The following is a 12033-nucleotide window of genomic DNA, read 5'->3' on the forward strand; positions in this document are numbered from 1 at the left end:
CAAGCTAGGCGATAGCGATTTATTTGCAAAGGCAGAATTGTTGCTCTCAACGCAGACGTCGTCCCGGCCGGATCGTCAGTAAATGTCGGTTTGTTGCCAAGGAAATCCGCTGTCGTTAGCTTCTCACCAAAAGGGGAAAGCAATGTCGGCCGAACGCATGCTGTGGGAAAACGATGCAACCGGCCTGGCGGAGCTGGTGCACAAAGGTGAGATCTCGCCACAAGACCTTGTCGACGCAGCGATCGCGCGTGCCGAGGCCACCCGTCCTGAAATCAACGCAATTGCCGAACCGCTCTACGATGCGGCCAGGACGCGGGCGAAATCCGTCGACCGCACCCTGCCGCTGGCCGGCGTGCCCTTTGCGCTGAAGGACCTCGGCATTGCCATCAAGGGCGTGCCGACGCATACCGGCAGCCGCATCCCGGCTTTCACCGCCGACTTCAATTCGGTGATGACCGAGCGCTATCTCGCTGCCGGGCTCATTCCGGTCGCCACCAGCACCTCGCCCGAACAAGGGCTGAGGCTGATGACCGAATCGGCCGCCTTCGGCATCACCCGCAATCCGTGGAACACGGGCCATACCAGCGGCGGTTCGTCCGGCGGTGCGGCGGCTTTGGTCGCGGCCGGCGTGGTGCCGGCGGCGCATGCCTCGGATGGCGGCGGTTCGATCCGGGTGCCTTCGGCCTGCAGCGGGCTGGTCGGCCTGAAACCCTCACGCGGCCGCGTGCCGCAGACGCCGCTGATCAGCGAAGCCTGGTACGGCATGGTCGTCGACCATGCCGTCAGCCGCTCGGTGCGTGACTGCGCGCTGCTGCTCGCCCTGACGCACGGACCCGACCCGCTGGCGCCCTACGCCGCGCCGGCGCCGAAAGGGACCTTTGCCGCCGCCGCGGCGCGCGATCCAGGCAAGCTCAAGCTCGCCGTCTACCGGAGATCTCCGCTCGGCCTGCCGATATCGGCCGAGACGCTCGCCGCGCTCGATATGGCGACAGCGCTGGCCCGCGATGGCGGCCACACGGTGGAGGAGATCGACCTGCCCTATATCGATCGCGAGTTCATGGCCGATTTTGCCAAAACCGTCGCATCTGCGGTTGCCGGTACGATGCGCGACGAGGCGCTGCGCGTCGGCCGCCCGGTCCTGGGCGATATCGAGCGCGCCACGCGCGTCATTGCGCGCTTCGGCGAAATCGTCTCGGCCGGCGAGATCTATGCCGGCCTGCAACGGCTCAACGCCATTTCACGCCAGCTGATCACCGAGACGGCGCAATATGACGCTGTGCTGATGCCGATCATTGCCCATCCGCCGCTCGCCTGCGGTGCCATGGACCCGAAGGGTGCCGACGAGCTTATCGAAAACCTGCTCGACAAGCTGCACCTTACCCGGCTGCTGAAGCTCAAGCCGCTGCTCGGTCAATTGATGGACAAGAGCCTGTGGTTCACCCATTGGCCGGCGATCCAGAATGTCAGCGGCCAGCCGTCGATCGCACTGCCTGTCCACGTCACCGATGCCGGCCTGCCGCTCGGCATCCAGGCCGTCGGCCGCCCGGGTGACGAGGAGACGCTTCTGTCGCTCGCCGGACAGATGGAAAAGATTTCGGGCTGGCTGACGCAGCGGGCGCCGCTGAAGGTGCCGGACTAGATCGCGCCGTCTCTGCGATTTCATCATTGTGACAGCAAAGCCGTTTGCGGCTTGCGCCAATTCCCGCTAAGACGCCGCCGTCCTTACCCACATCCAGGGAACCACGCCGATGACGGAGATAGCCGCCACCGCCGAAATGCAGGCCGCCCTGCTTTCGCGGGCACTGCCTTATATGCAGCGCTACGAGCACAAGACCGTGGTGGTGAAATATGGCGGCCATGCCATGGGCGATATCGAGCTCGGCAAGGCCTTCGCCCGCGACATCGCGCTGTTGAAGCAGTCCGGCGTCAACCCGATCGTCGTCCATGGCGGCGGCCCGCAGATTGGCGCCATGCTGGCCAAGATGGGCATCGAATCGAAGTTCGAAGGCGGCCTGCGCGTTACCGACCAGAAGACCGTCGAGATCGTCGAGATGGTGCTGGCCGGTTCGATCAACAAGGAGATCGTGGCGCTGATCAACGCCGAGGGCGAATGGGCGATCGGCCTGTGCGGCAAGGACGGCAACATGGTGTTTGCCGAAAAGGCGCGCAAGACCATGATCGACCCGGACTCCAACATCGAGCGCGTGCTCGATCTCGGCTTTGTCGGCGAACCGGTCGAGGTCGACCGCACGCTGCTCGACCTTTTGGCGCGCTCGGAAATGATCCCGGTGCTGGCGCCGGTGGCGCCCGGCCGCGACGGCCATACCTACAACATCAATGCCGACACTTTTGCCGGCGCCATTGCCGGCGCCTGCCAGGCGACGCGCCTTCTGTTCCTGACCGATGTGCCCGGCGTGCTCGACAAGAACAAGAAGCTGATCGACGAGTTGACGGTGGCCGAGGCCAAGGCGCTGATCAAGGATGGCACCGTGTCGGGCGGCATGATCCCCAAGGTCGAGACCTGCATCGAGGCGATCGAGCGCGGTGTCGAAGGCGTCGTCATCCTCAACGGCAAGACGCCGCATTCGGTGCTGCTCGAACTGTTCACCGAACACGGCGCCGGCACGCTGATCGTGCCCTGAACCGCAGCTGGCCGCAGCCGGTCGATCAGGCGGGTTGGGGCAGGCGCGCAATGACTTTTATTTCGAAGTCGAAGCCGGCTAACCAGTTGACGCCGACCGCGGTCCAGTTGGTGTAGGGCGGTTCACCGAGCACCTTCAGCCGAACGGCATCGATCGCGGCCCATTGCGCGGCCGGATCGGTGTGGAAGGTGGTCACGTCGACAATGTCGTCGAATGTGCAGCCGGCGGCTTTCAGCACGGCCGCGAGATTGTCGAAGGCGAGCTGGACCTGCTTTTCGAAGATCGGCTCGGGCGAGCCGTCCTCGCGGCTGCCGACCTGACCCGAGACGAAGAGAAGGTCGCCTGAGCGGATCGCCGCAGAATAGCGGTTGATCTCGTAGAGGGCCTGCCGGCCGGCAGGGAAGATAGCGTCACGTTTGGTCATTTTCACTCCATCTGGACAAGGCAGGTTCGCGACGATGTCGGCCTGCGCTCCGGGCCCTTTACATACGCCCCGTATCCTGAGATGGATGCATACGTCGCGTATGTCAATACACATACGTCGCGTATATCTATAAAATGGCAGCAGGCCTGTCAGGCGCCCGGCGGTATCGCGACTGCCGCTTCGGCCGGCTTGCGCGGCGGACGCACGACAACCATCGATTCCTCTTCGGCATCCTGCGGCGCGCCCCAGAACTCAGCCAGCGTGGGACCATCCTTGAGGCGGCGGTCGCGGGCCAAAAAGCCCCAGACCTCGCGGAACCAGACGCGGCGGCCCATTTGCGTGTACCAGCGCATCGAATGGCGTTGCTCCGGATCCCTGTGGAATAGGATGCGCGCCAATGCCTTCGGCCGCGACTGCACCGCGACCTCGATCAGCTTGACCGAGAAGAACAGCATCCACGGTTTCAGCCGCGTCATCTGTAGCACCTGGTGCTTGTAGTCCCACAGCCGGGTGTCGGTCTGGATGACTTTGCGGTCCCTGGCGATGCGGAAGAACGGCGTCCAGCGATGCGGGGTGACATAGAGCGCCTGGATCTGGTCGGGGTCATAGGCAAGCAGCTGGCGGAAGCCGCGCCACAGGTCGCGAAAGGTCTCGTCCTCGAACCCGGCCACCCAGGTCGCCATCGACAATATTCCGTGCTGGCGCAGCAGCCGGATTGCCTCGCGGTCGGATGAGGTGCTGCCGCCCTTGCGGATCAATTGAAGCGTCTGCTCGTCAGTGTTTTCCATGCCGAGCAACCAGCGGATGACGCCGGCCTTGCGGTAGAGATGCAGGATATCGGCATCGCGCACGATGTCGTCGGCGCGGGTCGAGCCGACGATCAGCACCGGCACGTTCTCGGCGATCAATGCGTCGAGAAAAGCGCGCCAGGCCTTCTTCGACACTGTCGGGTTTTCGTCGGCGAGGTTGACCAGCTCGACGCCGTGCTCGCGATGCAGCCAGGCGATCTCCTGTGCAAATTTCTTGGGGTCGCGATGCCGCCAGCGGGTCCAGAAGCCGCGCTGGCCGCAGTAATTGCACAGATGCGGGCAGCCGCGGGAAAATTGCATGACCACGGCGCGCTTGCCGCCCCAATAGCTGTAGCGGCGATGGTCGATCAGCTCCCAACCGACGCGGTAATCGTCGAGGGCGGCGATGGTGCCGGCCGGTTGCGTCGCGAAGGGACGGCCGAGATCGTCGCGATAGGCGATGCCGGCGACTTCCGCCAGCGGCCGGCGCTTGTCCAGCGCCTCGATGAGTGCCGCGATGGTCGCCTCACCCTCGCCGCGCACGATGAAGTCGAAGACATCGGTCGCCGCCAGTATGTCGCGCCAGTGATAGGTCGGGAACACGCCGCCATAGATCACCAACGTCGCCGGCTCGAGCGCCTTGACCATGCGCGCGATGGTGAGCGCGGTCGGATGTGCCGAGGTCGAGCCGGAATGGCCGATCAGGATGCAGTCGGGCTGGCCGCTCAAAGCATCGCGCACAAGGGTGTCCAATGGCATCGGCCCGAATTCGGCGTCGACGAGCCGCACCATGTGGCCGGCGTCGAGCAGCGGCCCGCCCAGCGCCAGAAGGCCAAGCGGCGGCAGATGGTCGTCGGGCACGCGGCTGCCGATGGCGGTGTGCGGCGGATTGATCAGCACGATGTTCATGACGGACCCCGAAGTAGTGGTCCGCATGGCGTAGCCGGCGTTTCAGATCGGCAATTGGGCTCCGTTCAGCAGTTTGCGTGCAGCTTTTCGGCAGAAATGGCGACGCCCGCGCTCATCGCCTTAGATGGGCGAGCGGCACGTGGCCGGGGCCCTTGATGTTCTGCAACACCAGCTGCGTGTGGACGTCGCGCACGCCGGCAAGCCGCATCAGCCGGTGCATGACGAAGGCGTTGAGCTCGTCGACAGACGGCACCATGACATGCAGCAGGAAATCGTGGTCGCCGGTCATCGTCCAGCATGAGGAAACCTCGTCCATGCGTTGCACAGCGGCGATGAAGGTTTCTGGCGAACCGTCGCTGTGGCTGACCAGCCGCACCTCGATGAACACCTCGACCATCAGGCCGACGGCGCGGCGGCTGAGCACGGCGGCGAAGCCCTTGATGATGCCGGCCTCCTGCAGCGCCTCGAAGCGGCGGGCGCATGGTGTCGTCGACAAGCCGATCTCCTGCGCCAACTCGGATACGGGTTTTCTCCCGTCGCGCTGCAGGATGTCGAGCATCTTGATCTCGAAATCGTCAAACTGAGGCATTTTCACTCTCCTTCAGCTTTCGCGTGGTGACTTTTACCTCGAATCCTTCCTCCAAGCCATCATCAAAGCTGAATTGCCTCGCCGGCTGCCGCTAGATTCGGCGAACAGATTCGAAGTGTCATGATCAGGGGAGAAGAACCATGACGACGATGAGCGTTGCCGAGTATGCCCGTGATTGCGCGGCCCAAGGCCTGCGCGGCGATTATTCGGTGTGCCGTTCCGACTTCACCGTGGCGCAAGGCTATGATTACAGCGCCGAGGAACAGGCGGTGTGGCGCACGCTGTGCGACCGCCAGACCAAGCTTACCCAAAAACTGGCGCACCACTCCTATCTCGACGGCGTCGCCACGCTCGGCCTGCTGGACAGGATTCCGGATTTCGGCGCGGTCTCAGAGAAGCTGCGCAAGTTGACCGGCTGGGAAATCGTCGCCGTTCCCGGCCTCATTCCGGCCGCGCCCTTCTTCGACCATCTCGCCAACCGGCGTTTTCCGGTGACCAACTGGCTGCGCACCAAGGAAGAACTCGACTACATCGTCGAGCCCGACATGTTCCACGACTTCTTCGGCCATGTGCCCATCCTGACGCAGCCGGTGTTTGCCGATTTCATGCAGATGTATGGCGAGAAGGCCGAGAGCGTGATTGCGCTGGGCGGCGACGAGATGATCACCCGCCTCTATTGGTACACCGCCGAATACGGGCTGATGCAGGAGAAGGACCAGCCGCTGAAGGCTTTCGGCGCCGGGCTGATGTCGTCTTTCACCGAATTGCAGTTTGCCGTCGCGAGCCCGGATGCGCACCACGTGCCCTTCGACCTCGAAACGGTGATGCGCACCGGCTACGAGATCGACAAGTTCCAGCGCGCCTATTTCGTGCTGCCGTCCTTCGACGTGCTGCGCGACGCGTTCCGGACCGCCGATTTCAAGGCGATCGTTGCCCGCCGCAAGGGGCAGCCCGCGCTCGACCCGGCGACGGTCTAGCAAATCCGGAACCGGTGTTTAAGGCGTTGCCCGGAAACAAAGACCTGAAGCGCGTCGCGTGAATCCGTTTCAACGCGACGCGCTTCGGGCGCTCGATCCCGCTGGCCTATTGCATGGCGGACGGGTTCATCCACAGGAACTCCCAGACGTTGCCGTCGGGGTCTTCGATGTGGCGGTTGAACATGAAACCGAGATCCTGCGCAGGGTTGGGATCGGCGCGGCCGCCGGCCGCCACGCCCTTCTCGATTATCGCATTGACCTCGTCCTTGCTGTCTGTAGTGAGCGCGATCAGCATCTGGCTGTCACGCTTGGCGTCGCCGATCTGCCGTGCCGTGAACTGGCTGTAATGTCCGTGCGTTAGCAGCATGACCCCAATGGAGTCTGAGAACATGATCGAGCTGGCCTGGTCGTTCGAGAACTGCGGATTGAGCGTGCCCCCGATCGCGAGATAAAAGTTGGTCGCTGCCTGCAGATCGCGCACCGGTAGATTGAGGAAGATCATCTTGGTCATCGGTCTAAGCCTTGCCTTCGTTGACAGGTACTAGTCAGTCCAGTACCGTTTTCATGGCTATCACGCGGGAACGGTACCGTCTAGTACCGGCCAAGGGGAGCGCGATGAAAATCGACGGTGAGACGAGATCGGCACGCAAGGATCGTGAAATCATCCAGGCGGCCACGGCGGCGTTCATCGCTAAGGGTTATGATGGAACCAGCATGGAAGAAATCGCCACCAGGGCGGGAGCTTCCAAGCAGACCGTCTACAAGCATTTCACCGACAAGGAGACGCTGTTCGGCGAAGTCGTTCTGTCGACCGCTACACAAGCCAACGACATCATCGAGTCCGTGACGACGCTGCTTTCCGAGGCGAAATTCATGGAAGGTGGGCTGCAGCAGCTTGCCCGACGTCTGATGGCGGTCCTCATGGATGAAGAGTTGTTGAAGCTGCGGCGCCTAATTATCGCCAACGCGGACCGAATGCCGCAGCTTGGCCGCAGTTGGTACGAAAAGGGCTTCGAGCGCATGCTTGGCTCAATGGCGTCTTGCTTTCAAAAGCTCACCAGTCGAGGACTGATACAAACCAGTGATCCCCATCTGGCAGCCAGCCATTTTTTTGGAATGCTTCTTTGGATCCCCATGAACGAAGCCATGTTCACGGGAAGCAACCGGCGTTCCAAGGCCGAACTTGAACGACACGCGGATGCCTCGGTGGAGGCGTTTCTTGCCGCCTATGGGGTCCAGCCGAAATAGTCTCGTCCTGCCGACATATGCAGTGATACCCCTAACACATAGGCATCCCTATCGCTCGGCGTCCGGTCCCTCGGCCTTCAGTCGCGCCAGCTGGTCGCGCTGCAGGTCGAGTGCGGCGTGGACGAAGCGCGATATGGTGGCTAGTTCCGCGTCGCTGAAGGTGGCGACGACCTTCTCGCCTTCGCGCGCGATGGCGCCGTAGTAACGCGCCGACAGCTCGCGCGTCGCCTCGGTCGCCTCGATCACCACCTTGCGCCTGTCCTCGAGACTGCGCGTGCGGGTCAAGAGCCCGCGCGCTTCCAGCCGGTCGATCAGCGCGGTCACGGCGGCCGGCGTCAGGCCGGTTGCGATCGCGATGGCGCCGGCCGATTGCGGGCCGCCGTAAAGCAGCCCGATGCAATGGCGTTCGGCCATGTTCAGCCCAAGCCTTGCCCCCACTGCTTCATCATAGGCCTGCGTCGCGTCCTGCCACTGCATGATGGCCAGGCCGATGGCCGTCGTCATGTCCTCACGATTCCGGCTTGACGAATTTATTTCACTCATCTAACTATCAATCTGTCTAACATTTAGACCATTGCATCAATATGCGGCTCCGGCTCGGACATAGCAAGAGCCTGCCGCCGACAAGGAGTGAAAAATGAGCTTGATTCAACAGCGCGCGCCGCTCTCCCACGAGGAAGAGTACAAATACGCCGAGATGGCGATGAAATGGTATGGCTGGGGCTCGCCCATCGGCCTTGGCATATTGCTGGTGGCGCTGGCCGCGGCCGCCGTGCTCGTGCGCATCGCCGTCTACGGCCTCTAGGGCAATTGCAGGAAAGTGTGTAGCGGTTTTCCGTCCGGAATTGCGCAAATCGCTACAACTCAGCACGATCTTCCCAAAGGCGGCGCCGGCTGCCGTCACAGGCACCGGCTCCGCCTACTTTTTTGCAACATTAGACGTGATGACTGCGTCACACCGTGATGATCTTGCTGAGATGATCACCCATCCGGCAGGCAAGGGCGGTGATCGTCGTCGTCGGGTTGCATTCGCCCGAGGTGCAGAACACCGAGGAGCCGCCGACATAGAGATTGTCCATGCCATGAACCTTGCAGTTGGCGTCGACGACGCTCTTGGTCACATCGGTGCCCATGCGCGTGCCGCCCATGTGATGATGGCCGGCCAGTTCCTCGTCGGTCGGGTAGTCCTGGCCATTGGCAAGCCAGTCCATGATGCGGACGCGGCCGAGGTCCTTCTCGATCAGCGTCGTGCCGAAGAGTTTGAGCCCCTCCAGAATGGTGCGCCGCTCCAGCGGCGACTTCTTCCAATGCAGCTCGATGCGCGGCACGCCGGCATGGTCGACATCGGTCTTCGACAGTTCGATCCGGTTCGAAGCCAGCGGCGCCTGTTCCCAGGCGACGTAGAGTTGGGCCGCACAGCGCAGATTCTGGCTGAGCTGATACGCCACCCATTCGGCGGCGTCGGGTGCGGTGCAGGCCAAGTCGGCAATCAGGCTCTTGACGCCGGCATAGGGCGTCTCGATCAAGCGGATGCCGAAATTCATGATCTGCAGCCGTTCCATGGCGGCCGGCGTCGGCGAGAAGAAGGCCTCGTTGACGGCGTCGACCTCGAACTCGCTGTAGTCGGCCAGGATGGCATTGCCGCCCTCGAAAGTCGGATGCTCCATCCAGTAGCGGCCAAGCGCCGTGGCGTTCGGCACCACGCCGCCATTGGAGCGCTGGTTCGACCATAGAAGCAGCCGCGAATTCTCCAGCCCGCCGGTACAGACGATGAAATAGTCGGCGCTGAAGGCGCCGGCATCCTGGCCGTTCGACCATAGCCTGGCGCCGGTCACCCGCTTGCCGTCGCCGGCAAGTTCGGTGGCATAGGTGTTGAGCACGACGGCGATGGTCTTGCTGTTGTCGAGCTCATCGGCGAATTTCTCGCCAAAGCGCACGGCCGGGCTCTTGATCAGCTGCACCCAGCGTATGTCGTCCGAAATCGGCACATCGGGACGGAAGTCCGGAAGCTCGAGGATGTCATGCACCTCACCCAGATAGGGCTCGATGTCGGCGCGGCTAATCGGCCAGCCGGTGTCCGGCGCCCACGCCTTGGGTTCGAAATCTTGGCTGTCGAGCACCCGGCACCAGCCGGCCCAGTGGTTCGACGAGCCGCCCATGAAGCGCAGCCGGGTGATGTCGAGGTCGAAATAGGGATCGCCGACCGTGGTGCCGCGGTAGAAATCCTGCGACTCGTCGCTGAATTCGCGCGCGCCGGCCTCCAGCACCACCACCGGAATACCCGCGGCGCCAAGCTTCCTGGCGATGGTGGTGCCGGCAGGGCCCGAGCCGAGGATGCAGACCCTGGGTTTGAAATCCGAGGCGCGATATGCCTCGTGACTGTCGAAGATCATGCCAGGTCGCTCCGCTTCAGGATCCAGCCATTGACCTCGACGATCTCGTCGGGGTCGGCATGGGGACGGTCGCTGTCAGGCAGCTTGCGAAACAGCCGTAACGCCGGCATCGCAATCAGCGCCTGCACGATGGTGCGGCGTGATATTTTCTTGATGAAGAAGCTCATGACACGTCTCTCGATGGGGGCTTCGATCCACGCATGGCGTTCCCTGAACGGCACACGTGCCGGCCAGACAGGCCATTTCCGTGCCAGTTCTAGCCGGGAAACAGCTTACAACCGGGTAAACGGCGTGGTTGCGTGACAATGATGTTAGCAAATCCTTAGCGAGCATGAGCGCGAGCCTCAGGCGGCCTCGGAAATGTCCCGGTCGAGGATCGACAAATTGCGGCCACGGTGCTTGGCCTCGTAGAGCCGGAGGTCGGCAGCGCGCATCAGTTCCGAAACATTGGCATCCTCACCGCAAGTGATGCCGCCAATGCTGACGGTCAGCGGCACAGTCCGCTCGTCGACCGGGCGGAAGCGGATCAGCTCGACTTCGCGGCGGATGCGCTCGGCGACACGCCTGGCCTCCGCGCCGGTGGCGCCGACCAGGAAGGCGCCGAACTCCTCGCCGCCGATACGGCCAAGCACGTCGCCGCTGCGCACGCCACGCTCGATGGCGCTGGCGATCAGCAGCAGCGCGTCATCGCCGGTCAGATGGCCGAAGCTGTCGTTGATCGCCTTGAAATGGTCGGCGTCGATGATCAGCAGCGCGCCGCGATCGGATTTACGCCGCGAGCCGTCGAGCGCGGCAAAGAAGCTCTCGCGGTTGAGCATGCCGGTCATGTCGTCGCGGCTCGCCTTCTCCGACAGGCGCCGATGCGCGGCGGCGAGCTGGGCATGCGCGCGGGCAAGATCGCGATGCGCGCCTTTCAGTCTGTCGCTCTGCCAGAAGGTGCTGGCGCAGGCGATCCAGGCGAGCGCCAGCGGGCACACCGTCGACGTCAGCCAGATGGTGCGACTGACCGGAAAACCCATGGCGGGAACGACAATAAGCGTCAGCAAAAGCGAGACGGCTACCGAGCCGAACGCGACGGCGGCGGACTTTAAAAGTATGCGACTCATCGCTGGCTCCCACTGAACCGTCTCTGTGCCAGCAAGCCCTGAAGGCCACCTTTCGGCGATGGCTAAAATTTGAATGGTGAGCCCATTTTTACAACTCTAGATGCGTACAGGTTGTGGATAAGCCTGCCATCAGAAAGGGGTTCGAACGGCCGATATTTCGTGCCATAAGGACGCCATGACCACGTCGCCCGATCCCGCCCGCTTCGCTCACGTCACCGACTGGGTGTTCGACCTCGACAACACGCTCTATCCGCACCATTCGAATCTGTTTTCACAGATCGACGTCAAGATGACGGCCTATGTCGGAGAACTGCTGACGCTGCCGCGTGACGAGGCCCGCAAGCTGCAGAAGGAACTCTACCTCGAATATGGCACGACGCTGAACGGGCTGATGACACGCCACGGTATCGACCCCGACGACTTCCTCGAAAAGGTGCACGACATCGACTATTCGTGGCTGGTGCCCGATCCGGTGCTCGGCACCGCCATCCGCCAGCTTCCCGGGCGCAAGTTCATCTTCACCAATGGCGATCGCAGGCACGCCGAGCGGACCGCGCGCCAACTCGGCATCCTCGACCATTTCGACGACATATTCGACATCGTCGCCGCGGGGCTGACGCCGAAGCCGTCGCGCCAGACCTATGAGAAGTTTGCCGAACTGCACGCCGTCACCGGCCACAATGCGGTGATGTTCGAGGATCTCGCCCGCAATCTGGAGGTGCCGAAATCGCTGGGCATGACCACAGTGCTGGTGGTGCCGCGCAATTTCGAGCCGACCTTTGCCGAGATCTGGGAACGCGATCCAGCCAATGAGGACGACGTCGATTTCGTCACCGACGATCTCGCCAGTTTCCTGACGGGGATAGTCGCGGGGAGTGAGGCAGTAGGGCAGTAGGGCAGTAGGGCAGTAGGGCAGTAGGAGAATACGGCGGTTGCACTCACCGCATCCAGATCAAA

General features: G+C 62.8%; 14 protein-coding genes. 6 read left to right on the forward strand and 8 right to left on the reverse strand.

The features are described from left to right. The first annotated feature begins 142 nt into the window (after nucleotides 1-142). Together AC1DXM_RS05930 and argB are read left to right on the forward strand one after the other, a co-directional pair. Nucleotides 143-1639, forward strand: a complete 1497-nt coding sequence (locus AC1DXM_RS05930) for an amidase (RefSeq protein WP_477232206.1) — start codon at nucleotides 143-145, stop codon at nucleotides 1637-1639. 109 nt (nucleotides 1640-1748) lie between these two features. Further along, nucleotides 1749-2642: an acetylglutamate kinase gene (gene argB / locus AC1DXM_RS05935; protein ID WP_477232207.1), complete on the forward strand. Its 894-nt coding sequence runs from the start codon at nucleotides 1749-1751 to the stop codon at nucleotides 2640-2642. Between the two features lie 25 nt (nucleotides 2643-2667). Here argB and AC1DXM_RS05940 read toward each other — a convergent pair whose 3' ends face one another. The 3 genes from AC1DXM_RS05940 to AC1DXM_RS05950 all read right to left on the reverse strand — a co-directional run bounded on the left by AC1DXM_RS05940 (nucleotide 2668) and on the right by AC1DXM_RS05950 (nucleotide 5352). Further along, complete coding sequence (locus AC1DXM_RS05940; protein ID WP_477232208.1) at nucleotides 2668-3066, reverse strand: RidA family protein; 399 nt, start codon at nucleotides 3064-3066, stop codon at nucleotides 2668-2670. 149 nt (nucleotides 3067-3215) lie between these two features. After that, the gene (bchE, locus tag AC1DXM_RS05945) at nucleotides 3216-4763 is read right to left on the reverse strand and encodes a magnesium-protoporphyrin IX monomethyl ester anaerobic oxidative cyclase (RefSeq protein ID WP_477232209.1); all 1548 of its coding nucleotides are present in this window, start codon (nucleotides 4761-4763) and stop codon (nucleotides 3216-3218) included. Between the two features lie 112 nt (nucleotides 4764-4875). Then, a complete protein-coding gene (locus AC1DXM_RS05950; RefSeq protein ID WP_477232210.1) occupies nucleotides 4876-5352 on the reverse strand; it encodes an Lrp/AsnC family transcriptional regulator in 477 nt (158 codons plus the stop codon). A 140-nt stretch (nucleotides 5353-5492) separates the two neighbouring features. On the opposite strand from AC1DXM_RS05950, the gene phhA reads away from it, so the two are divergent. After that, nucleotides 5493-6329, forward strand: coding sequence for a phenylalanine 4-monooxygenase (phhA, locus tag AC1DXM_RS05955; protein ID WP_192256982.1), 837 nt, complete (start codon nucleotides 5493-5495; stop codon nucleotides 6327-6329). A gap of 106 nt (nucleotides 6330-6435) precedes the next feature. Here the strand turns inward: phhA and AC1DXM_RS05960 are convergent, their stop codons facing one another. Then, nucleotides 6436-6840, reverse strand: coding sequence for a VOC family protein (locus tag AC1DXM_RS05960; protein ID WP_477232211.1), 405 nt, complete (start codon nucleotides 6838-6840; stop codon nucleotides 6436-6438). A gap of 104 nt (nucleotides 6841-6944) precedes the next feature. Here AC1DXM_RS05960 and AC1DXM_RS05965 point away from each other — a divergent pair, with 104 nt between their 5' ends. Next, nucleotides 6945-7577 (forward strand): TetR/AcrR family transcriptional regulator, encoded by a 633-nt coding sequence (locus tag AC1DXM_RS05965; protein ID WP_477232212.1) that lies wholly within the window; start codon nucleotides 6945-6947, stop codon nucleotides 7575-7577. Nucleotides 7578-7625: 48 nt separating this feature from the next. Here the strand turns inward: AC1DXM_RS05965 and AC1DXM_RS05970 are convergent, their stop codons facing one another. Beyond that, the gene (locus AC1DXM_RS05970; RefSeq protein ID WP_477232213.1) at nucleotides 7626-8120 is read right to left on the reverse strand and encodes a MarR family winged helix-turn-helix transcriptional regulator; all 495 of its coding nucleotides are present in this window, start codon (nucleotides 8118-8120) and stop codon (nucleotides 7626-7628) included. A 94-nt stretch (nucleotides 8121-8214) separates the two neighbouring features. Between AC1DXM_RS05970 and AC1DXM_RS05975 the strand changes: the two genes are divergently transcribed. Further along, complete coding sequence (locus AC1DXM_RS05975; protein WP_181059834.1) at nucleotides 8215-8382, forward strand: hypothetical protein; 168 nt, start codon at nucleotides 8215-8217, stop codon at nucleotides 8380-8382. A gap of 148 nt (nucleotides 8383-8530) precedes the next feature. On the opposite strand, the gene AC1DXM_RS05980 is transcribed toward AC1DXM_RS05975, so the two are convergent. The 3 genes from AC1DXM_RS05980 to AC1DXM_RS05990 all read right to left on the reverse strand — a co-directional run bounded on the left by AC1DXM_RS05980 (nucleotide 8531) and on the right by AC1DXM_RS05990 (nucleotide 11076). Then, the gene (locus AC1DXM_RS05980; protein ID WP_477232214.1) at nucleotides 8531-9970 is read right to left on the reverse strand and encodes a GMC oxidoreductase; all 1440 of its coding nucleotides are present in this window, start codon (nucleotides 9968-9970) and stop codon (nucleotides 8531-8533) included. Continuing rightward, complete coding sequence (locus tag AC1DXM_RS05985; protein ID WP_477232215.1) at nucleotides 9967-10137, reverse strand: hypothetical protein; 171 nt, start codon at nucleotides 10135-10137, stop codon at nucleotides 9967-9969. Before AC1DXM_RS05985 ends, AC1DXM_RS05980 begins: the two co-directional genes overlap by 4 nt. 177 nt (nucleotides 10138-10314) lie before the next feature. Continuing rightward, complete coding sequence (locus AC1DXM_RS05990; RefSeq protein ID WP_112559018.1) at nucleotides 10315-11076, reverse strand: GGDEF domain-containing protein; 762 nt, start codon at nucleotides 11074-11076, stop codon at nucleotides 10315-10317. A gap of 175 nt (nucleotides 11077-11251) precedes the next feature. On the opposite strand from AC1DXM_RS05990, the gene AC1DXM_RS05995 reads away from it, so the two are divergent. Continuing rightward, nucleotides 11252-11971: a pyrimidine 5'-nucleotidase gene (locus AC1DXM_RS05995; protein ID WP_112559019.1), complete on the forward strand. Its 720-nt coding sequence runs from the start codon at nucleotides 11252-11254 to the stop codon at nucleotides 11969-11971. The last annotated feature ends 62 nt before the right edge of the window (nucleotides 11972-12033 follow it).

The organism is Mesorhizobium sp. P3_A2 (assembly GCF_056403115.1).

What these genes read in the sequence shown, in the direction of transcription:
- AC1DXM_RS05990 (WP_112559018.1), bottom strand. Translation starts at nt 11,076, where the DNA reads ATGAGTCGCATACTTTTAAAGTCCGCCGCCGTCGCGTTCGGCTCGGTA.
- AC1DXM_RS05940 (WP_477232208.1), bottom strand. Translation starts at nt 3,066, where the DNA reads ATGACCAAACGTGACGCTATCTTCCCTGCCGGCCGGCAGGCCCTCTAC.
- AC1DXM_RS05985 (WP_477232215.1), bottom strand. Translation starts at nt 10,137, where the DNA reads ATGAGCTTCTTCATCAAGAAAATATCACGCCGCACCATCGTGCAGGCG.
- AC1DXM_RS05965 (WP_477232212.1), top strand. Translation starts at nt 6,945, where the DNA reads ATGAAAATCGACGGTGAGACGAGATCGGCACGCAAGGATCGTGAAATC.
- AC1DXM_RS05930 (WP_477232206.1), top strand. Translation starts at nt 143, where the DNA reads ATGTCGGCCGAACGCATGCTGTGGGAAAACGATGCAACCGGCCTGGCG.
- AC1DXM_RS05975 (WP_181059834.1), top strand. Translation starts at nt 8,215, where the DNA reads ATGAGCTTGATTCAACAGCGCGCGCCGCTCTCCCACGAGGAAGAGTAC.
- phhA (WP_192256982.1), top strand. Translation starts at nt 5,493, where the DNA reads ATGACGACGATGAGCGTTGCCGAGTATGCCCGTGATTGCGCGGCCCAA.
- bchE (WP_477232209.1), bottom strand. Translation starts at nt 4,763, where the DNA reads ATGAACATCGTGCTGATCAATCCGCCGCACACCGCCATCGGCAGCCGC.
- argB (WP_477232207.1), top strand. Translation starts at nt 1,749, where the DNA reads ATGACGGAGATAGCCGCCACCGCCGAAATGCAGGCCGCCCTGCTTTCG.
- AC1DXM_RS05995 (WP_112559019.1), top strand. Translation starts at nt 11,252, where the DNA reads ATGACCACGTCGCCCGATCCCGCCCGCTTCGCTCACGTCACCGACTGG.
- AC1DXM_RS05950 (WP_477232210.1), bottom strand. Translation starts at nt 5,352, where the DNA reads ATGCCTCAGTTTGACGATTTCGAGATCAAGATGCTCGACATCCTGCAG.
- AC1DXM_RS05960 (WP_477232211.1), bottom strand. Translation starts at nt 6,840, where the DNA reads ATGACCAAGATGATCTTCCTCAATCTACCGGTGCGCGATCTGCAGGCA.
- AC1DXM_RS05970 (WP_477232213.1), bottom strand. Translation starts at nt 8,120, where the DNA reads ATGAGTGAAATAAATTCGTCAAGCCGGAATCGTGAGGACATGACGACG.
- AC1DXM_RS05980 (WP_477232214.1), bottom strand. Translation starts at nt 9,970, where the DNA reads ATGATCTTCGACAGTCACGAGGCATATCGCGCCTCGGATTTCAAACCC.